At 37.0% G+C, this 20129-nt stretch carries 25 protein-coding genes; 11 read left to right on the top strand and 14 right to left on the bottom strand.

Going from position 1 to position 20129, the window contains the following annotated elements:
* The first annotated feature begins 30 nt into the window (after window positions 1–30).
* Window positions 31–285, top strand: a complete 255-nt coding sequence (locus RCG21_RS23420) for a hypothetical protein (protein WP_133337984.1) — start codon at window positions 31–33, stop codon at window positions 283–285.
* A gap of 13 nt (window positions 286–298) precedes the next feature.
* On the opposite strand, the gene RCG21_RS23415 is transcribed toward RCG21_RS23420, so the two are convergent.
* Entirely contained in the window at window positions 299–439 is a 141-nt protein-coding gene (locus RCG21_RS23415; RefSeq protein WP_165976343.1) for a hypothetical protein, read from the bottom strand.
* 63 nt (window positions 440–502) lie between these two features.
* Here RCG21_RS23415 and RCG21_RS23410 point away from each other — a divergent pair, with 63 nt between their 5' ends.
* Window positions 503–724 (top strand): cold-inducible protein YdjO-related protein, encoded by a 222-nt coding sequence (locus tag RCG21_RS23410; RefSeq protein WP_235824906.1) that lies wholly within the window; start codon window positions 503–505, stop codon window positions 722–724.
* Between the two features lie 48 nt (window positions 725–772).
* Here RCG21_RS23410 and RCG21_RS23405 read toward each other — a convergent pair whose 3' ends face one another.
* The 3 genes from RCG21_RS23405 to yhfH (RCG21_RS23395) all read right to left on the bottom strand — a co-directional run bounded on the left by RCG21_RS23405 (window position 773) and on the right by yhfH (RCG21_RS23395) (window position 1416).
* Complete coding sequence (locus RCG21_RS23405) at window positions 773–964, bottom strand: hypothetical protein (protein WP_133337982.1); 192 nt, start codon at window positions 962–964, stop codon at window positions 773–775.
* Between the two features lie 109 nt (window positions 965–1073).
* A complete protein-coding gene (gene yhfH / locus RCG21_RS23400; protein WP_081810903.1) occupies window positions 1074–1208 on the bottom strand; it encodes a protein YhfH in 135 nt (44 codons plus the stop codon).
* A gap of 70 nt (window positions 1209–1278) precedes the next feature.
* The gene (gene yhfH, locus RCG21_RS23395; protein ID WP_081810901.1) at window positions 1279–1416 is read right to left on the bottom strand and encodes a protein YhfH; all 138 of its coding nucleotides are present in this window, start codon (window positions 1414–1416) and stop codon (window positions 1279–1281) included.
* Between the two features lie 287 nt (window positions 1417–1703).
* Between yhfH (RCG21_RS23395) and RCG21_RS23390 the strand changes: the two genes are divergently transcribed.
* On the top strand, window positions 1704–4247 hold the full coding sequence (locus tag RCG21_RS23390) for a PAS domain S-box protein (protein WP_308913848.1): 2544 nt from the start codon (window positions 1704–1706) through the stop codon (window positions 4245–4247).
* A 129-nt stretch (window positions 4248–4376) separates the two neighbouring features.
* The gene (locus tag RCG21_RS23385) at window positions 4377–5408 is read left to right on the top strand and encodes a molybdopterin oxidoreductase family protein (protein ID WP_308913847.1); all 1032 of its coding nucleotides are present in this window, start codon (window positions 4377–4379) and stop codon (window positions 5406–5408) included.
* 272 nt (window positions 5409–5680) lie between these two features.
* On the opposite strand, the gene RCG21_RS23380 is transcribed toward RCG21_RS23385, so the two are convergent.
* Window positions 5681–5842, bottom strand: a complete 162-nt coding sequence (locus RCG21_RS23380; protein ID WP_133337974.1) for a DNA-binding protein — start codon at window positions 5840–5842, stop codon at window positions 5681–5683.
* Window positions 5843–6063: 221 nt separating this feature from the next.
* Here RCG21_RS23380 and RCG21_RS23375 point away from each other — a divergent pair, with 221 nt between their 5' ends.
* From RCG21_RS23375 to RCG21_RS23365, 3 genes are all read left to right on the top strand, one after another.
* Window positions 6064–6522: a helix-turn-helix domain-containing protein gene (locus tag RCG21_RS23375; protein WP_133337972.1), complete on the top strand. Its 459-nt coding sequence runs from the start codon at window positions 6064–6066 to the stop codon at window positions 6520–6522.
* Window positions 6512–6706: a hypothetical protein gene (locus RCG21_RS23370; protein WP_308913846.1), complete on the top strand. Its 195-nt coding sequence runs from the start codon at window positions 6512–6514 to the stop codon at window positions 6704–6706. The genes RCG21_RS23375 and RCG21_RS23370 overlap by 11 nt, the downstream gene beginning before the upstream one ends.
* A gap of 217 nt (window positions 6707–6923) precedes the next feature.
* Window positions 6924–7316: a hypothetical protein gene (locus RCG21_RS23365; protein ID WP_133337968.1), complete on the top strand. Its 393-nt coding sequence runs from the start codon at window positions 6924–6926 to the stop codon at window positions 7314–7316.
* Between the two features lie 210 nt (window positions 7317–7526).
* Here RCG21_RS23365 and RCG21_RS23360 read toward each other — a convergent pair whose 3' ends face one another.
* The 3 genes from RCG21_RS23360 to RCG21_RS23350 form a co-directional block, all read right to left on the bottom strand.
* A complete protein-coding gene (locus RCG21_RS23360) occupies window positions 7527–8039 on the bottom strand; it encodes an SHOCT domain-containing protein (RefSeq protein WP_208025406.1) in 513 nt (170 codons plus the stop codon).
* A gap of 130 nt (window positions 8040–8169) precedes the next feature.
* Window positions 8170–8427, bottom strand: coding sequence for a hypothetical protein (locus RCG21_RS23355; protein ID WP_133337966.1), 258 nt, complete (start codon window positions 8425–8427; stop codon window positions 8170–8172).
* Window positions 8428–8598: 171 nt separating this feature from the next.
* Window positions 8599–9438, bottom strand: coding sequence for a hypothetical protein (locus tag RCG21_RS23350; protein ID WP_308913845.1), 840 nt, complete (start codon window positions 9436–9438; stop codon window positions 8599–8601).
* Window positions 9439–9815: 377 nt separating this feature from the next.
* On the opposite strand from RCG21_RS23350, the gene RCG21_RS23345 reads away from it, so the two are divergent.
* Window positions 9816–10088: a spore germination protein GerPB gene (locus RCG21_RS23345; RefSeq protein WP_133337962.1), complete on the top strand. Its 273-nt coding sequence runs from the start codon at window positions 9816–9818 to the stop codon at window positions 10086–10088.
* Between the two features lie 210 nt (window positions 10089–10298).
* Here RCG21_RS23345 and RCG21_RS23340 read toward each other — a convergent pair whose 3' ends face one another.
* The 3 genes from RCG21_RS23340 to RCG21_RS23330 all read right to left on the bottom strand — a co-directional run bounded on the left by RCG21_RS23340 (window position 10299) and on the right by RCG21_RS23330 (window position 12667).
* A complete protein-coding gene (locus RCG21_RS23340) occupies window positions 10299–10685 on the bottom strand; it encodes a hypothetical protein (RefSeq protein ID WP_133337960.1) in 387 nt (128 codons plus the stop codon).
* Window positions 10686–10743: 58 nt separating this feature from the next.
* Window positions 10744–11883, bottom strand: a complete 1140-nt coding sequence (locus RCG21_RS23335; RefSeq protein ID WP_133337958.1) for a phage major capsid protein — start codon at window positions 11881–11883, stop codon at window positions 10744–10746.
* 634 nt (window positions 11884–12517) lie between these two features.
* Window positions 12518–12667 carry a CopG family transcriptional regulator gene (locus tag RCG21_RS23330; RefSeq protein WP_133337956.1) on the bottom strand — a complete coding sequence of 50 codons (150 nt, stop codon included), beginning with the start codon at window positions 12665–12667 and terminating at the stop codon, window positions 12518–12520.
* 713 nt (window positions 12668–13380) lie between these two features.
* On the opposite strand from RCG21_RS23330, the gene RCG21_RS23325 reads away from it, so the two are divergent.
* Window positions 13381–13800: an NUMOD4 domain-containing protein gene (locus tag RCG21_RS23325; protein WP_133337954.1), complete on the top strand. Its 420-nt coding sequence runs from the start codon at window positions 13381–13383 to the stop codon at window positions 13798–13800.
* Between the two features lie 547 nt (window positions 13801–14347).
* On the opposite strand, the gene RCG21_RS23320 is transcribed toward RCG21_RS23325, so the two are convergent.
* Window positions 14348–15226, bottom strand: coding sequence for a tyrosine-type recombinase/integrase (locus tag RCG21_RS23320; RefSeq protein WP_133337952.1), 879 nt, complete (start codon window positions 15224–15226; stop codon window positions 14348–14350).
* 43 nt (window positions 15227–15269) lie between these two features.
* Between RCG21_RS23320 and RCG21_RS23315 the strand changes: the two genes are divergently transcribed.
* Complete coding sequence (locus RCG21_RS23315; RefSeq protein ID WP_308913844.1) at window positions 15270–16493, top strand: molybdopterin oxidoreductase family protein; 1224 nt, start codon at window positions 15270–15272, stop codon at window positions 16491–16493.
* Between the two features lie 208 nt (window positions 16494–16701).
* Complete coding sequence (locus tag RCG21_RS23310) at window positions 16702–17286, top strand: 3D domain-containing protein (RefSeq protein ID WP_133337948.1); 585 nt, start codon at window positions 16702–16704, stop codon at window positions 17284–17286.
* A gap of 322 nt (window positions 17287–17608) precedes the next feature.
* On the opposite strand, the gene RCG21_RS23305 is transcribed toward RCG21_RS23310, so the two are convergent.
* Entirely contained in the window at window positions 17609–18085 is a 477-nt protein-coding gene (locus RCG21_RS23305) for a GNAT family N-acetyltransferase (RefSeq protein ID WP_133337946.1), read from the bottom strand.
* 696 nt (window positions 18086–18781) lie between these two features.
* Complete coding sequence (locus RCG21_RS23300; RefSeq protein ID WP_133337942.1) at window positions 18782–20083, bottom strand: NarK family nitrate/nitrite MFS transporter; 1302 nt, start codon at window positions 20081–20083, stop codon at window positions 18782–18784.
* Between the last annotated feature and the right edge of the window lie 46 nt (window positions 20084–20129).

Genomic DNA, 20129 nt, shown 5'->3' with positions numbered 1-20129 from the left:
TGATATAAATGAACCAAGGGAGTCTTTGATATGCCTGAAATGACAAAATTTCATCATCGGCAGGTTGTTGTGAATACCTATGTAGACGAAGAATTAGTAAAACGGGACGGTTTTTGGTTTGAAGATATTATCATGAATGGTTCAATACTTGCTTTTAGGAAAGAGGGAAAAACAGTTAACGTGATTGAATTACCTGACGGAATAGAATTAAAAACAGAAGCAGTGTTTAAAAATTATTATTCATTAAATATCGAGAATAAAAAAATTGAGATCTATTTTCCGTAAAGAGGCTGAAGAATCAGCCTCTGTTATTTTTTCGATATTGTTCTGCCAGCAATTTTTTTACTTCATTATAACTAAGACCCGACCGGCTGTTTAATCTTTTAACTTCTTCAATATCGGTCCCAACCTTCGTGAATTTTTTTGAATTTATGCTCATTTGTATTCTCCTTTCAATAGAAAAAAGATAATTCCATTTTTAGAAATGAAATAATTGATTTTTGTGCATACTAACAATAGTGAAAAGGAGGCGGTTCCCATTTTTTATGGTAAAAGAGCTAAAGAAGAAGAAATTGAAAATATCCTTGTGGATACTGAAATTTACTCATGTATAGATGACTCCTGCATCGGATGGATGCGAAAGGATTTTGTTACAGATGATTTACTTTGCCCAATGTGTGGAAATGAAATGATGTCTGAAATTAGAGAGCTTCCAAAAATATAAGATATTTTGAAAAGACTGTCACTGTACTATGACAGTCTTTTATTCTTTTTACAGGTTTTCATTCTGCTGTTTAATTTCATCTCCGGTTATTACAATATTGGCTTCGGTGAGTTCCATGTGACGGTCAACGGAATCACCGGCAACATTTTTTAAATTTGGAAAAATGGATCCGTTCTCGATTGTTACCTGTTCTTGCTTCGGTGCATTTGAAAGATAATCTTCTTTTTTTGCCTTTGCCACGTCATTCAACTCCTTTGTTACATGATTTGCAACAGGGGATGGGTTTATTCTTTTTCTGCGGCGGAAGTAATTGCAAATTAAAAACTCTCCAGTTTCCTGGAGAGTTGGTTTACTCTTCTTTTTTAGATAAACAACGTTCGCATTCCATCATGTAGGATTCTGCTTGTTCCTCCATGTGCTGACCACACTCTGGACATTCCTTCTTAGGCAAATTACGGAAAAATTCAACCGGACTCATTAACATTTAAATCTCCTCCTTTGTTATATACAGCTTATTAATATTTTTTTTGTTGTAGTACAGTAGGGACAAAAAATTAATACTCCTCTTTTTTTGACAGGCAGCGATCACATTCCATCATGTAGGATTCAGCTTGCTCCTCCATATGCTGACCACACTCTGGACATTCCTTCTTAGGTAGGTTACGGAAAAACTCAACTGGATTCATTAACATTTAAAATTCCTCCTTTGTTTAATACAGTTTATTAATAATTCATCTGTTGTAGTACAGTATAAACGAAAAAATTAAAAATGTGTAGGCCTTTTTTCGAAAAATTTTAACTTTTTTTAAAATAGTTCAATTGTCCCGATTCCTGAGTGTTTTTTTATTTCTGATGAATAACAACTTTTAGGAAATGATAGTAGAAAATTAGCTTTCTTTTACTATTTGGTACTTCCCTAATAAAATACTTTACATTACAATCATAATAGTAATGATGGAGATTGGAGGGATGCACGTTAATGAATATAGTTCTTGGAGCGATTCATCCTTTTTTTATTTTGATTGCCATAGGATTAACGATAATGGCTTCCTATACAGCATTAGATATGTTTACCTTAATAAAATCAGCTGAACCTAATAAACGCCTTTTATTCTTAGGAGGATCGGTAACATTAGGTGTTGGAATTTGGGTAATGAATTTTATGGGGCTTATTGCGGCGGATAGCAGCCGGTTTGCAAGTTATCAAATTCCATTTACCATTTTATCCATTTTTATCGGGATTGCTTTTACTGGGATGGCTTTTGTCCCGTTCTTTGGTAAAAAAATTCGATTATTCCAGCTAATGATTGGTGCATTACTTTTAACAGTTGCAGTTTATGCTACTCACATCATAAGTCTTTATGCAATGAATGTGACCCTGAAATATAATATTCCGCTATGTATTTTAGCTGGTATTTTAATTTTTTGTACCTTCATGTTTTCATTATGGATTTTATATTCATCAAAGAGTTATACACACGCTAATCAAGTATGGCTGAAACCGGTTAGTGCGGTAATTATGGCAGGAGCGATTGCTGAAGGGCATTTTCTAATTAAAAGAGCAACAACAATTCTTTCAACATCTGAAATCCTTAAGCCTTCAAGCGGCGAGGATACCTTTATTATTTATTTAGTCTTATTTGTATCCATTTTAATTATTGGTGGACTCATTGCCTCCAGTACCTTAATTAGTAAACAACTGGTTGCTTCGGATACGAATTTAAATGATATAAAAGCGGCTCTTGATGCATCAACCATTGTTGCCATTACCGATAAACGTGGAACGATTATGTATGTAAATGATAAATTTGAGGAAATTTCAAAATACAAAAAAGAAGAAATTCTTGGTGAAAACCATCGAATATTAAATTCGGGGTACCATTCAAAAGAATTTTTTGCAGAATTATGGAATACAATTACCTCCGGAAAAATCTGGAGAGGAGAAATTCGCAACATGGCCAAAGATGGCTCTTTTTATTGGGTCGACACGACGATTGTTCCCTTTTTAAATAAAAAAGGAAAACCGGTCCAATATATTGCGATTCGTTCTGATATTTCAAAGCGAAAGCAGGCCGAGCAGGATTTGCTGGATTCGCTTAAGGAAGTTCGTGACATTACATTCGCTCTGGACCAATCCTCTATTGTTGCCATAACAGATGAGAAGGGTCGAATTACGACTGTTAATGATAAATTCTGTGAGATTTCAAAGTATCAGCGAAAGGAATTAATCGGTCAGGATCATCGGATATTAAATTCTGGCTACCACTCAAAAGAATTTTTTAAAGAGTTATGGAAAACGATTGGACAGGGAAATGTTTGGAAGGGTGAAATCTGTAACCGGGCAAAAGATGGCAGTAATTACTGGGTAGATACAACGATTGTTCCATTCCTCAATGAGAACGGCAAACCCTATCAATATGTTGCGATTCGAACCGATATTTCAAATAGGAAGAAAGCGGAAGAACATTTAAAACAAATGGTTAAGGAAAACACGGATATTAAATTTGCCCTTGACCAGTCATCTATTGTTGCTTTTACCGATGCGCAAGGTAAGATTACCAGCGTGAATGATAAGTTTTGTGAGATTTCAAAGTATAGCCGTGAGGAGATCATTGGAAAAGATCATAATATATTAAATTCTGGTTTCCATTCCAAGGAATATTTCAAAAGTTTATGGAAAACAATTGGCGAGGGGAATGTTTGGAAAGGGGAAATTAGAAATAAGGCCAAGGATGGCACCTATTATTGGGTCGATACAACCATAATTCCCTTCTTGAATGACCAGGGTAAACCTTATCAGTATTTAGCGATTCGCAATGATATTACCGAACGTAAACGTTCGGAAGAAGTCCTTCATCGTCAGGATAAGCTTGCGGCCGTCGGTCAATTGGCGGCAGGGGTAGCTCATGAAATACGGAATCCGTTAACCTCGATGCGAGGTTATGCTGAATTTCTTCAATTAGATGAAAAGGACCCTGAACGGTTGGAGTTCTTGAACATCATTCTTGATGAAATAGAACGGGTTAACACGATTGTTGAGGATTTTATGGTGTTAGCAAAACCAAAAGCGGTTGAATTAGAGGAAAAGAATGTTGTTCCAGTCATTAAAAATGTGGTATCTTTACTGGAATTTGAGGCAAGAAAGAAAAATGTCCGCCTGTATTTTGAGTGTAATCAAGAAATTATTCAGATTGAATGCGATGAAAACCGTCTAAAGCAAGTCTTTTTAAACTTTATTAAAAATGGAATCGAAGCGATGCCGAATGGCGGTGAACTGAACGTTAAAACGCTTATTCATGAGAATAACGTACAAATTTCGATTCAAGACACGGGTGTTGGGATCCCAAAAGAGAAATTAAAGAACTTGGGAGAACCGTTTTTCACCACAAAGAAAAATGGAAACGGGTTAGGATTAATGGTCAGCTTTAAAATCATTGAAAGCCATAACGGAAAAGTGTTTGTTGAAAGCGAACCAAATAAAGGTACCACCTTTAATATATTATTGCCGGCTAAAACAGCCTGACAAAAAACGGGAGATCAATTCTCCCGTTTTTTATTTGTCTAGCTCCAGCGCTTGTGGGGTCTGAGCTAGGTGCTTTTGCTTTTCTAGTTTTCGAAAAATAGACAAATTTGAGTCAAAAAAGAAACTTACATGATGAAAAGAATAGATTATTATGATGGTAGTAGGGATTCTAGTTTAATTAAAGGAGGGAAGATAATGGGTGAAACATCTTTGGTAAAGACCATTTGTGGTTATTGTGGAACCGGCTGCGGCTTAGTGCTCGAGGTCCAGGATAATAAAATCAAGAAGATCCGCGGTGATAAGGAGGCTCCTGTCAACAATGGACAAACCTGTGTAAAAGGAGCATTTGCCTATGAATATGTTCACGCAAAAAATAGACTAACCTCTCCCCTTATTCGCATAGCCGGAAAACTGGTTGAAACAACATGGGATGAAGCTTATGAATTTATTGCAAGGAAATTGGGAGAAATTAAAGACGAGTGGGGACCAAATGCGATTTCTATGTTTGCCTGTGCGCGGACCACGAACGAATCCAATTTTATCACGCAAAAATTTATGAGGACTGTGATTGACAGTAATAATATCGACGGATGTAACCGAACGTGACACGCCCCTAGCGTTGCCGGTCTGGCAACTGTTTTTGGAAGCGGTTTCCCAACTAATACACTTGAAGATATTGATAAAGCGGAAGTATTGCTGTTAATGGGGTCAAACACAACTGAGGCCCATCCAATTATCGCAAATCGAATAAAAAAGGCAGCCAAAGCAGGTTTGAAAATTATCGTCATTGACCCAAGAAAAATTGATATGGTGAAAGTTGCCCATCGTCATTTACAAATTAATGTCGGTTCGGATATCGCGCTTATTAATGCGCTTATTCGGGTAATTATTAAAGAAGGTTTATATGACCTAGAGTTTATACAGCAATTTACGATTGATTTTGCTGAGCTTGAAAGGCTCGTAGAACCTTATACACCTGAATATGCGGCTGAAATTTCCGGGTTAAATCCTGCGGATATTGTTGCAACAGCAAGAGAATATGCTGCCTCAAGCGGTTCCATGATTGCTTATACTCTTGGGATTACGGAACACCATTGCGGGGTAAATAATGTTTTTGATATTGCGTGTAAAATGCTTGATTATCCGGTGTTCAAGGCTTGATAGAACGCGGTTTTAATGGGTATTATACCTTCATCATACATTATCATATTGTTAACTGTAAAGTGTTTATAGAACCTGTCAGAGGGTCTATTTTTTAGATTTAAAAAAGAACATATGTTTCTGTCATTACCAATGGCACTATCTATAACACCTACCCCGACACTACCAACACCACACTAATCTCTTTATATTCTTTAAATGCTTTAAATACCTTAAAAATAATTAATCCCAGCGGTTCAAGTTCTCTAGGTTAAAGAAAAGACATCCCGTTTTTACTGGATGTCTTTTTTATTTTCCTCAATATGTCTCTCCAATAGGGTAGCAATGTAATTAGAAAGGTTCCTATTATCTTTTTCTGCTAATGCTCTTAGTTTTGGCTCCAAGTCCTTTTCAATTGTGACGACTATTCTCTTTTTGTCTCCACTAATTGCCATTTTTTAATCACTCCTTTGTAACTGTATTTCTACTACCATTATACACTGTGTGGACATTATATGAAAATATGTGTAAAAAGTGTAAACTAGGTGTGGACACCTAGTGTGTACTAATGTTATATTAGGAGAGTAGTAATTGATAGTTAAGATTGAAACTTGGTTATGAGCAAGACGGAGTCTGAGAGCCGTCTCAGTTTCAAGGACGAAAGGAGGGAAACACGATGACAAGTAACAAGATGATGTTAGCAACTGCTCAAGCCTTATCTACTAGAACCGATTATGATTTCAAGTCCATGATAGAAACCATCAACGAATATTTTGACTTCGGAACACAAGAATACAACGCTTTTTTGTACATAGCTGGATTATCTGAACTTTGCCAAGGTGTTTCTTTTCCTTCTCAAAGTAAGATTGCTGAAAAATTAGGAGTAGACCGCACGAGAGCGAATAAAATCGTTGCTCAGTTGGTGGAGAAGGGTCTATTGATTGTGGTCAAAGTGGAAGGAATCCGAAACAACTTTTACATAATCCCAACGATTGTCGAGTTAATGAGCAAAGTCTCTGATATGATTCAAGCAATTACATCAAAGACTAAAGAAACTATCAAAAAGACCGCTGAAAAGGTTCAAAAAATCGCTCAAGAGGTCGCTGAAAAGGATTCTAATGTCATTGGCGTCTAAAAGGGAAAAGGGCGTTCAGAGGAGTCAAGAGAAGGCTCGAAATGGCGGTCAAAAGTGGGGCAAAAAACCTATCAGAACCGAGATGATCCCTGAGTATATGAACGAGGACTATGTTGCACCAGCACCAAAAACAACCGCAACAAAGGAGAGCATCCTTGCTAGGTTGAGAAGTGCTGGGTATTAGAGGAGGTCAAATAGGCTTTAAGGAAAACAATCAGAATGACATTTTAGAACTAAAGCACCCGTTAGTTTAAGTGCATTTATTCACAATGTTCGCTGTCTATACAAAGAAGAAGCTTGCTGACTCTTACAAGTTAGTGAGACTAATAGCAATTTTGCTTAAAATTTCTAATTGTTGTAAAATAGTGTAAAGTAATTTTGTTTTACGGAGGGTAATGAAAATGAAAATTTTGTATGATGAAACATACACTTCAAATGAAGGAAGGCGAGCAAGCAGGAATATTTGGTATGGAGATGCTGATATAACAGTTGATGGTGAGCATGGAAAAATCATTAATCTTAATGAAGATTTTATGGATAATTTATGCGAAATAATAAAAAATGATTTATCTAAAAATGCAGTAAATAAGCCTACTGAAACTAACTGGTATATTTATGGAAGTGGTGTAACTCTGGAAACTATTGGAGACAATAACCTTCCGACAATTATGGTTCGTGAGAAGTCTGACGGGTTTATAACTAATTTTAATATCAGTGACCACGATTTTGCTGTAAATATTGATGCTATTCTGCTGTTTAAGGCTGAATTTGAAAAACGTTTAGCTAGTAATTGAGGAGTAATATCACTATAAGCATTTTCAAACTATTTGAGGGGATGATTACATAATGAAATCATTCTCCTTTTCATGTGATGGGAGTCTTTTTGTGTGGAGGAAAAGGACATTTAGAAAAACAGATTGTGAATAATTACACTTAAATTAACCTGCCCAGTTAGTTGAATAAAAAAGAGTCGCATCAGCAACCCTTTATACACTAGTTTCTTATTAAATACCAAGTAATTGCTTCTTTTTAGCACTGAACTCCTCATCTGTTAAAATACCAGTATCTCTAAGTTCAGCCAATTTCTTTATTTGTTCCGTAACATCGACAGGAGTATGTTCTATAGGGGCGAATTGTTCCGAAGGTGGAATTAATAAAGAATCAATTATTTTCTTTAATTCTTGTGCTATATGTAAGTGCAAATGTTCTATAGATGCCTTATTGTTTGAAGCCACAATATCAATATTTGCTCCTAACCCTTTAGTGTTAGCATTTATGGAACTAATAGATGGTATAGGAATTTCAGTTTTTTTATTTTCAAGGATACCTTCAATTTTATGGACTATTATCCTTTTATCAGTAACATAGATTTGCTGAGTCGGCTTTGGATAAGATGCTCCTACACCCAGTAATTTTTCTCCTTTTTGCAAACCATTCTCAAACAGTGCTATTTGTTTTTCCATGGCTTTTTTTCTACCCCAACCAGCTAATTTAATGGTTTCTTGAATCGTATCCATTAACTCCACCCCCGTTGTATGTATGTATCTAATTTGATTATAAATTGCCGTTCCTCAATTTACCAATTATTTAAGACAAATGTCCCATTATTTCATTCGGAAAAGAGTCGCATCAGCGACCCTTTACACATTAGTTTCTTCTAGCTAACATCGGTTGCACATCATGCAACTTTACTTTAAAGAAAAACCTATAGACATTAGATCCCACAACTGAATATGTAACATAATCAGCCTTAAAAAGTCTCTTTCGACTATCCATAAGAAAGGCATCTGTAACACGTTCTTCTTCAAACTGTTCAATTATGCTATTGATTATGTCGGGTTTTTCATAATCAACTTCTCGTAAAATCTCTTGGGTGTCAGTTTTGATAAATTGCATCTTGTACAAATTAAAGCACCTCCTAAATTATGATACGAACTCAGCATATCTTATTTAGGAAGTGTTTTATTAGAATAATTATGAAATGTGGGTGACAGTTTAGCCACTCACTTTAAAAATTTAAAAAAATGGGCTTTAGTTTTCTGTAACTATTGCACCTGTCCTTGAATTAGGGATAAATTAATTAATTTTAATGTTTACATTTGGAAGTTCATTCAAATCATGTATTGCATCTATAAATGATTTACTGTTCATTTGAATGAAACCTATATCTCCAGATTTAAAATCGTCACGTGAATTTGCAGTAGCAATTATTGTCGGTTTCCCAGAGAACTCCTTTTGCAAAGATGAAATCCATTTACAGGCATTAACAATATTTTCAACATACAAAAGCATTACAAAGGAATAAGCATTGTGCATAATTCCATTCATGGAATACGCTAAACCTTGGATTCCTATTTCTTCTTCCATTTCTTTTATTTCTTTCTTTACAGTACTCCAACCATCATATTTCAATAAGTGGTCTTTTTTCATAATTACAAAGTTTCCATGAAGATTTCTTGTCAAAGAAGATATTGGAATGTCAAAGTGCTGTGCTAAATTCCTTAGTCTTACAATAAAACGATATGTAAAAAATTCATCATACAATTCCGATAAGAAGGATTTAAACTGGTCTTTAACCTCTGGGTTAAATGTCTGAGATAGGGCGGAAGAAATATGGTCATCGTAAGTTCTAAGCATTGATAAATAATTCATAAATAATCTGTTTGATTCAAAGATAACATAGTCTCCATTTTTTAAATCCTCTTTTCCTTCACCTTTAATTCCTTTCAAATAGCTTTCCAATTCTTCTCCGTTTCTCACAAGTAGGTTATATAAATGCTTGTTTTTAAGGTGCAATCCAAGATATTTCCCATTCTCAACAAAGATGTCATATTCTTCTCGTGTAAAATCTCTAGTTATATTAACTTCGTGTTCTCCACTTTTTTTCTCCTCAATGCTCCCGATTCTATAATACACACATATTCCCCCTTTTTATCTAACTTTCTTACTATTTCTCCTCTCTAAAAATGATGCCTTTATATCAGTTTACCAAAATTTATAAGTTAAGGAGAAGATAAGTCAAAAAAGCTAAAATGATATCACCTGTAAAGTTCAGTAATCGAAATAAAAATTCATTCCGGGAAAACATTGATAGCCGTTGTGGAGGCGTGGTCTACGCTAGGGGATCCAAAATCATTTGGGAGGTGCGGGGGGATGTTCTTCCCCTTATTGACCAACAACTAGCACCAAACAGCTTCAAGTGTCTCCAGAGTGGTGTATGGTCACCGTCCCAATGTTCTTAGTTACACATAAAATATTAGGAATTGAGCATATAATCATAAGGGGTGATTAATGTGGATTTTAAAACTCGAGTAGGTATTAAAATAAATTTTTTGAAAATCACCGAAATGGTCAATACTGCAGTTTTGCAAATCGGTAGTTCTGGTCCTATTAAACGTTCCGCTGTTCTGCCTGAATGGTATCAAATACATCCTCCAGTGGCGCCTGGAATTATATCTGCTGCTGTTCCTTTAGCAGCACCTGTACGAGAAAAAACTACTGAACTTTTAGCACCTGCTGTTCCTTTACAAGCACCTGTACCAGAAAAAGGTAATATGAATAAATAAGCAAAAGGCTTAAGGGTTTCGTCTCTTTCCATAGGAAAGGTTTTCTCCTTGAGCCTCAATCAGTTTTTAAGTGTTGGTGGGCATGATGCCCATAATAGAAATAACCCCTCCAGCTGACCAAGGCTCACGAGGGGTTAAGATGGTTCTTACTGGTGGACTTTTGGCCCATGATAAAAAAGACCCCTGATTAACTCAAGGGTCAGGGTGATTCTATTTCATTTCCGCGACGACAACGGATGTTGAAACCGATGCAATTCCGTAAATGGTCAACCCGCTGACAGGGTCTAACAACAACTGTCTTTCCTCATTAGGTCGAATAGGAATCCCATTGGCAACCGTGACCGAGGCATCGAACCCGATGTAGATAGAATTTGTAGGGTCATCGTTAACAATCAAAAGAGTATGCCTAGTCGCTAAATCACTTCCTCCAACTCGGACAGGTGTCGCACTTGTGCCGATACTGATTGACCCATATAGTGAGCCTGACTTTATCCTGTCAAAACTTCCGAACTTATGATAACCCGCTTTTTCCATCGGTTTCCCCGTGACTGGGTCGTCTGCCATTGCGTGAGGGTAGTTATTTTGATTTACTGGCATTGTTTAAACCTCCTTTAGTTGAATTAAAAAAGAGGCTCCTCGGAGTCTCTCTATTTGATTACTTTCCTTTATAACAAACAATTTTAGCTGGTTCAGCAAGAGCCGAGTCCATTTCGATAAATGCAGAGATACCAGTTTGATACATTTCAGCATATCGTTCTAGTAAAACCTTGATTTCCATGTTGTTTGTCATCTTAACATGTAAGCCTGAGAAATCACCATAGAAGATTTCGAGCGCGTTGACAGCCATATTAGGAACACGGTCGCTTAAAAGAACTGGCTTACCAAGTAATAGGTAATCGTACTTATTAGAAAGACCGCCATCAGTGAATAATGATTGACCAGTTGTTGCTTTAAGAGAACGGATATAAGCAAAGGTTGACGGACTCATTAGCCAGCAAGCGTTCTCTTGGTACACTTGAGGAACTTTCAATTGTAAACTGATTAACTCGTCAGGAGTAATCGTCATTGTGGTTGCTCCAGTTGTGGTTTGTCCAGCCGTGATTTGTGCAAGTCCGTTTAACTTACCAGCACCACCGACACCAGCGATTAGTTCACCCTCTAAGAACCAAGAGATTGCTTTTGCAAGTTCGTTGATTAAGAACGGGACAACGTTGATATCAGAACGATTAATAAAGGAGTTTGAAACCTTTGTCAGAGTTCCAATGATGACGTTTTTCAATGCAACAGTTGTGAAAGTTGCGTTTGAGTCTGCGATGGAGGAACCCTCAGTGAAGTACGATACAACGTGTTGTGTGAAGTCATACACTGGGATGTTTAAATCAGATTGCACGTTCCACACGGTCGCACGTTGTAAGATTCCGCTCATGTTTTTAACCTGGTCAATGATTTGACTTGCAATAGAAACAGGAATAACACCACCATTGGAACCAGCGGTAATACCTCCAGTTGCACGGTTCTCCTTGACCCATGTCAAGAATGCTTTCTCGTCCAAGGCACGTTGTTCTTTTTCGTTTTCTACATCAACATTTTTGATAACTTGCATATTTTCCATTCCTCCTCGTCGTTCTTTTTCTAAATCTAGGGTCATATCGATTTCACCGATACGAGCCTTTGCCATGTCTATCTCATGTTTCTCGGAAACATTGAAACCACGCTTATCAACCTTGATTTTTTCTACAAGGTTGTCCATGAGGTCTAATAATGCGTTCCGTTCCTCGATTAATGCTTTTGACATCTAATTCATCCTTTCTTTGTGTTAGTCATTCCGACCTTTTGCTCTATGTTTTTAGACATAGAAAAAAGCCTCCACATAAAGGCTTTGAATAGAACACCCGACGAGTCCTATGTATTGGTGGGAGTCTCAAGGGTTTGTCCCTCAATGATCCCGAATAAAAAAGAGGATGCACCTCTGACAATCAAGGTTGATTGTGTCTGAGGTGTCATCCAACTCAAAATTGGAGGATTCCGATATATCCCCTCGGAAAAACGGGTTTGAAAAACGCTTTAGCTTAGATGATGAAGGCATCCGGCAAAGCAAAGTGAAACTCGTGTCATTTTGTCGGGTTAAGGATGAGCCGACTCGTGACGGAGCATAAAAGCAGAAATTTGACATCGAACAACTATCAAGTACTAGAGGTCTTGATGCACCCGACTGTTTCCGCAATCGGTGTTCAAATGTTGTCACGACTCTGCAAATCGTGAACCTCAGAAAATCGTTTGTTACATTGGTGGGAGACACCATACTCCCATGATAAAAAGGAGAACCGAAAGCCTCCCTTTGGATTGCTGACGATTAAGAGAGAGGAGTGTCAGGGGGTAAGTCACGACCCTTGTCAGCAATCCAAGGTGAGGCTCTTAAGAGTCTCATGTTATTTCTTGTTATCTTGTTCCATCATGTTTTTGATGGCTCTTCTAATGAAAGCCGATTTGTTTAAATCATTCTTATCAGCGTAGTCAGTAAATACTTTTAAGTCATTCTCGTTCATTTTGAAATTGACGAGTTTAGATTGCTTTTCCATTTGGTTCACATCCTTGAGAATCTTATTTGTAAATAAACTTCTTATGTTTATATATCGTATGAAACCTCATTTTTGCACAAAGAAATACAAAAAAAGTTGAAAAAGTCAAGAGAAAATTTGGGTCACTTACCTGGTTGTCAAAAATGACACCAATCAGAGGAGGGTCAAAGCGTTGGAAGAGTAAGGGAGTTACCGATGTAACCTGAGTTACCTTTTTATTTTTGCTTATTTTCGATATTGAGAATTTGCTTATATGTATATATACTTATATATTTTTTAAATTTAAAAAAGTAATAAGTAACTAATATATCTTTATCCCTTGCCGCCATTGACTTTCTGACGGTTTCCGAATCGTTACGATTTCGATTTCAAGGTTACTTTTATCGTTCTCCTCTGTTGCCGACTCTGACCTGAGTTGCTCAGAGGCTCATATTTGGCTCAGGAGCGTTTTTAGGGTTTTAGGGTATATTAAGATTAGAGGAGTCCGCATCGTTCTAAATTCGTCCAAAATGAGGCTATTGACAAATGATTTGTTTTATGTTAATGGATAAGGTTTGATTTTTCCTTAAACCCTTTGTGCAAAAATAAAGGCTTGAACGATATAACAAACGTAAGACATATAAAGATGAGAATAGTTGAGCTGAGATGAGTCAGAGGGGTTGAGATAACATCAAAAGCACCCCAGCAAAAAAAATACTCTGGAGGGATAGGAAATGGAAACATTGAACACTGGAAATGAGATGAAAGAATTTTGGAAGGTTAATGAAGAGTGGAAAGATATTCGAGGTTATAACGGAGTATATCAAGTCTCTAATTTCGGAAACGTGAGAAGCTGGTTCTCAGGAGGAAGATGGAAAGTTTTAAAACAGTCTAAGAGAGATGGTTTTTTATATGTGACTTTGAGTAATAATGGGTGGTCAAAAGTATTCCCCGTTCACCGTCTTGTAGCTGAGGCATTTTTACCAAATGAGGATGAGACAAAGAATCTTATTTTCCATATTAACGGTGACAGAACAAATAACTGTATGCTGAATCTTGAGTGGGGAAAATGGCATCAAGGTTATCAAAGATTTGTTGAACTCAAGTCTATTATTGAAAAGTTTACAGGATATGTGAACAAGGACTCTCAATAAATGGGAGTCCTTTTTTGTTTGTTACCAGTTCAAGAGGTATCAGGAGGTTACACCAAAATCCAGTATTATCAAGGGTTGAAGGGGTGTCCGTTACCCTCGAGGTAACCGTCGGTAAATGGCTCAATCCCTTGGGAGAGTAAGCTTGATAATATATTGGTTACTATTTTTTAAATTAATTAAAATAATATAACATTACTTAAAAGAACTAACTTCAATATAAGAAAATCGAAGTTTGAACGAGGTAACACAGGTTACTTTGGTGACCCCCTTGTCTCTAAAGGCTTTTGACGTTCTTGTCAGGTGTCGAAACGGAAACAGGAAAAGGAACCTCTCCTGATGTGTGCAATTTTTATGATCCCTTGTTCTTCTTGATGTTGTATTCATTGTTTATTCAATCTTGGTTCTCAAAGGAATAGTTAAATATTCAATTGATTGCATAAAAAACCACAAAGGGTTGACCCTCAGTAACGGAAATTATAGAATATCCGAAACACTGGAATACAGTTCGAAATATTTCGATAAAAAAAGACCAAGGACTGTACTTGGACTATTTCTTTTTACTTAATGGTGAGTAGGTGGCACCCTTTTCGACTATTGTGGTATCTTCAATACTTCTAATGTATAACTCGGTTGTCGCTAAGTGGGAATGTCCCAGTAAGCGACTAATAATGTATATGTCAACATCATTCAATAGTTGCTGGGCAAAGTATCTTCTAAAATTATGAATCGTTGTTGCAACATCGACCCCTAATTTTTTACCGATGTCTTTAATCGCTTTCAATAAAGTAGGTCTTGTCATCGGTTGTCTCAATCTATTGACAAACAAATAGTCAGATGGATGATTCAGTGTATACTTGTTTCTGACCCTCATATACCTTAACAATTGGAGTCGAAGAGGTTTAGAGATAGGAACGAATCTTATCTTATTGCCTTTGCCTAAAATCCTAATAGAACCCTCGTAAACGTCCTCTAATTTGATTCCGCAAAGTTCACTATTTCGGATTCCTGTTTCAACTAATAAAGTTATCAAAGTCCTGTTTCGAACTGTCAGGAAATCTCGTCCTTTCAATGATCCCAATATCTTTTGAATGTCATCTGGTGAATATGTCTTAATCATCACCTTTGGTTTCTTTAAAAACTCCACATTCTTAAAGGGACTCTTTTCTATTAGTTCTTGCTCAACTGCATATTTGTACAATCCCCTCAAATATATGATTCGGTTGTTAATTGTATTGTTTTTGCATCTCGTTCTTTGGTCGATGATGTACTTATTAATTATTATCTTATTCACCTTGAATATAGAGATGTCCCCAGTAAACTTTATGAAAGTGTCAATTGAGTCTTTGGTCGTTTTGATTGTTGTTTTACTTTGTCCTCTTGCATCGATTTCCAACAAATATTCCTCTAAAAGTTCGCTGATTAACATTACGATATAACCTCCCTTACATTGTTCACCCCAGCAATTTTTAATGCCTCAAAATGCCTCAAGCGGCTCCATGATTGCCTATACTCTTGGGATTACGGAACACCATTGCGGGGTAAATAATGTTTTTGATATTGCGAATCTAGCATTATTAACCGGCAATATTGGCAGGGAAGGTACCGGAATTATGCCGCTTAGGGGGCAAAATAATGTTCAGGGAGCGGGAGATATGGGCTGTTTGCCAAATCAATTGGCAGGGGCAATGAGTCTTACAAACGAGGAATATCGGGGTCGGTATGAAAAAGAATGGAATGTGGTGTTGAACCCAATCGCAGGTGATACACAAACCAGAACCTTTGATAGGATTGAAACGGGTGCCTTAAAGGCTCTTTATGTGATAGGAGAAAATCCACTTTTAGCTGATGTTCATATGAATCATACTAAAACATTATTAGAAAAGCTCGACTTATTAGTTGTTCAAGACATCTTTTTAACGAAGACAGCCCAAATGGCGGATGTCGTGTTGCCGGCCCGTTCTTGGGGTGAAGTGGATGGAACGTATACAAATACAGATCGACGTATTCAAAGGGTACGGAAAGCAGTTGAGTCCCATCCGAATGTAAAAGAAGATTGGGAAATTCTTTGCGAACTTTCAACAATAATGGGCTACACGATGAAGTATAACAGCAGTGAGGAAATCTGGGATGAAGTGAGAAGGCTTGCATGGGAGATGTATGGTGGTATTTCCTATGAACGTCTGGAAAAAGAGTACAGTCTCCATTATCCATGTCCAACGGAAGACCATCCGGGCACTTTTGTCATGCATGAGCGATTTCACCAAGAAAAGCAACTAAGTAAAAAAGCACCATTTGTCCCTGTTGACTACACACAGCCATTAGAGCGTCCGAATGAGGAATATCCTTTTTTGCTCACAACCGGACGCCGATATGAATCCTATAATACGCACTCACAAACACGTCATTATGCAGCTGGAGTAAAGATAAAACAGACAGAAGAAACTGTTGATATTCATCCGGAAGATGCAATCTTATTAGGAATCGCAGAGGGCGAGGTTGTTCAGGTACGTTCCCGTAGAGGAGAATTAAACGTTAAGGCGAAAATAACTGTTCAAGTGGTACCTGGTCTAGTGTTCATGAGTTTTCACTGGAGCGAAACTCCTACCAATATTTTAACCTTAAATGAATTTGATCCTATTTCCGGAACTGCTGAATATAAGGCCTGTGCAGTTGCGATTTCCAAAATAAGCTAATTTTATAGTGAAAACGGAGGTTTTGACCTCCGTTTTTTTTATGAAATATATATATTTCGAAGAAGAATAATTTTTCTGACCATTGAAATGTTATTGTAATATAATTGGATTTTGTGTAAAGCAATTAACATCTCCCTGTTCTTTTTATAAGGAAATTCCATGTTATCATGGTACTAGTTAGCGAACGAAAGAACATGGGGGGTAAAAAATGTTTAAAAAATTAATAGCATTATTCGCAGTAGCTGCACTCTCAGGTACTATAGGTGCTAATGTCGATGCCGCTGAGATTACAGTAAAAAAGGGAGATACCCTTTGGGATATTGCAAAAGTACATAAGACAACTGTACATAAGATTAAAAAGAAAAATCATCTGTCTTCTAGTGTAATCCATCCTGGAGATATACTAACTGTTGATTCAAATAAAAAAGCTTCTAAACATGGAAAAAAGAAAAAACATGTTACAAAAAAGAAACATGTTAAGATAAAAAGGGCAGTGAAAAAATCAAAAGTAATTGCCGTGAAAGCAACTGCCTACACTGCACAGTGTAAAGGTTGTTCCGGAATTACTGCGACTGGGATTAATCTTAAATCAAATCCGAAAGCAAAGGTTATTTCGGTTGACCCGAATGTAATTCCATTAGGTTCAAAGGTTTACGTGGAAGGGTATGGGTATGCTGTTGCCGGGGATACTGGCGGAGCCATTAAAGGCCATCATATCGATGTGTTTATCCCATCTAAAACCAAAGCGATCAATTGGGGAAGAAAACATGTAAATGTTACAATCATGAATTAAACTGCCGGCAAAGGCAGTTAGGCTATCGAAAAAAACTTTCGATAGCCTTTTTATTCCATTCACTTTCTTTATCAATTCACCGTGTTAATTTATTTTTAAAAGATTAATGTATAGGATGTTCAATAGGTCTGTTGATTTCCGCTCCAGGCGCTTCGCTTTCCGCGGGCGTGCCGGGGAGCCTCCTCGTCGCTTCGCTCCTGCGGGGTCTCCCCAGCCCCGTACTCCCGCAGGAGTCTTCGCGCCCTCCGCTCCAATCAACAGGTGTATTCAATAAAGACCTACAACTCTATATAAATAAAAAAATAATTGGAGAATTTAATGTTTAAGTGTCACAACTCAAAATTTTCCTCATCCTCAATACTAGGTGTTCTTCATTCTCTTCCATCAATTTGACCATTCCCAAATTGGTATATAACTGTATTGCTCTTTCGTTTGTTGGAGATACCCTTAAATGATACTCAGAAACATTCATATCCCTGAAAAAGTTTTCTGCATACGATATTAAATCTTTTCCAAGTCCTTTTCCTCGATATTCAGATAATAAGTAGATTAGATTTATATATCCAATTTGTGTTCCACAATAAATATCGATACCAAGTCCTATTTGTCCAATTGAAGAATTGTCTTCTTCAACAATTAACTGACCACTAGGGCATTTATTAATCCTTTCTTCCATTCGGTTTAAATAGGCTATTTCATCAAAACCTTCTTCTGTACCAAAACTTTGGATATAAGTGTCCTTTCTAAACTTAATAAGAAAATCCTTGTCTTTCTCAATATCAATTATACGAAAATTCATTTCTTACTCCTTATTCATTAATTTCCTTCTTACAACGCAAAATGTCTACAATAAAATATTTAGTAAAAAAATCCAAAAATCCTTCTTATGCTAAACTGAAAGCTTGTTATAACAACAACATTGGAAAAATGTATACTGCAAATACTTAAACAAATGCTTTAAACAATATATTAGTTTGGTCAAATATCTGGCAAATTCCGGACATCCTTTACCATCAACTTTTTGATATTATAACTTGGCAAAAACACTATAAGCCAAAGGGTATATCCACAGTGAATATTAATTTGTTTCTATTGATGAATTAGCTCCGATGAACACCTTCTTCCCTTGATTGACAAATTGTTCCTTGACCACCTGACTACAGCCTGATTGGAAAAGGTGTGTGGCAATTCTTTATGCTGATTTTCTCCCTGTTGATTGGAGCGGAAAGTGCGAAGACTCCTGCGGGAGTACGGGGCTGGGGAGACCCCGCAGGAGCGAAGCGACGAGGAGGCTCCCCGGCACGCCCGCGGAAAGCGAAGCACCTGGAGCGGAAATCAACTGGCCCTATAGCATCGACAATCTTTTAATATAAGGTTTTCACAAAATAGTGAATTAAGAGTAAAAACCTTTATTAAGTCAATGGCATTTTATTAACTAAGTTGATAGAGCAGAAATCACCAAACATGTTTAACAGAGATGAAAAAACAAGCCGGATTAACCGACTTGTTTTGCCAATGTTTTAGCTGATGTAGATTTTCTTTGATAGAAGAACCAGTTAAGACCAAAACTAATTACATAGAAACCAATAAAGAAGTAGAATGCTGTTACATAAGAGCCAGTAGTATTAATAGACCAACCGAAAAGCTTTGGAATAAAGAATGAACCATAGGCTGCAAATGCTGCTGAAAAACCGATAACTGGTGCTGCTTCTTTTGGAACGAAGATATTCGGAATCATTTGGAACGTTGATCCAGAACCAATTCCAGATGCTAAGAAAAGAACCAAGAACGCTAGCAAGAAACCGGCAAATTGCTTGTCATTTAAGAAATAAATAACACCTAGAGCACCAATTGCCATGACAACAAATACATACGCTGTTACCTTCGCACCGCCAAACTTATCAGCCAACCAGCCGCCAACAGGTCTAGCTGCTGCTGCCACTAAAGCACCAAGGAAAGCAAGAGAGAGGTGCTCAGGAAATTGAGATTTTAATAGAAGCGGAAATGCCGCTGAATACCCAATAAAGGAACCAAATGTTGCAATATATAGGATGGTCATAATCCAAGTATGTTTACGTTTCACAATCACGAATTGATCTGCAACAGATTGTTTTGCATTTGGTACGTTATCCATTTTAAATAATGCAAGTAATGTAACAATCACAATAGGGATTACCCAGATAAATGCAGCATTTTGTAACCAAACATGTTGACCAGTAGATAATACTTGTTTGCCTCCAACAAATGCGAAGGTGCTGGAAGTAATAATCAATGGTGTTACAAATTGTACAACGGAAACGCCCATATTTCCTAAACCGCCATTAATACCAAGTGCTGTACCTTTTTCTTTTTTCGGAAAGAAAAAGCTGATATTCGCTGAAGATGAAGAAAAATTACCGCCGCCAAGACCACAAAGAGCAGCCAACAAAAGCATTATTGAAAATGGTGTGTCAGGATTTTGTACAGCAAAACCAATTCCGATGGCAGGGATTGCTAAGATGGCAGTTGAAATGACTGTCCAGTTCTTGCCCCCGAATATTCCAACCGCAAAGGTGTAAACAAATCGAAGTGTTGCTCCGACAAGTCCTGGGATAGCAGCAAGTGTAAATAGTTGTTCTTCTGTATAATGGAAGCCAATATCGTTAAGTCTCACGGCAACCACTGACCAGATTTGCCAAACGATGAAAGCTAGCATTAGAGATGGTACTGAGATCCATAGATTTCTTTGGGCGTGTTTCCTTCCTTCTGTTTTCCAAAATTTTTCGTCCTCTGGATTCCAATAATTAATTCGTGCCATTATTGTCTCCTCCTAAATTTTAAATTTATATTTTTTGATGTTTGTT

The sequence above is a fragment of the Bacillus salipaludis genome (genome assembly GCF_030938565.1).
In the GTDB taxonomy this organism is placed as follows: Bacteria; Bacillota; Bacilli; order Bacillales; family Cytobacillaceae; genus Neobacillus; species Neobacillus salipaludis_A.
Note: the sequence above shows the minus strand (reverse complement) of the source record. Positions and strands in the feature narration are given on the sequence as shown.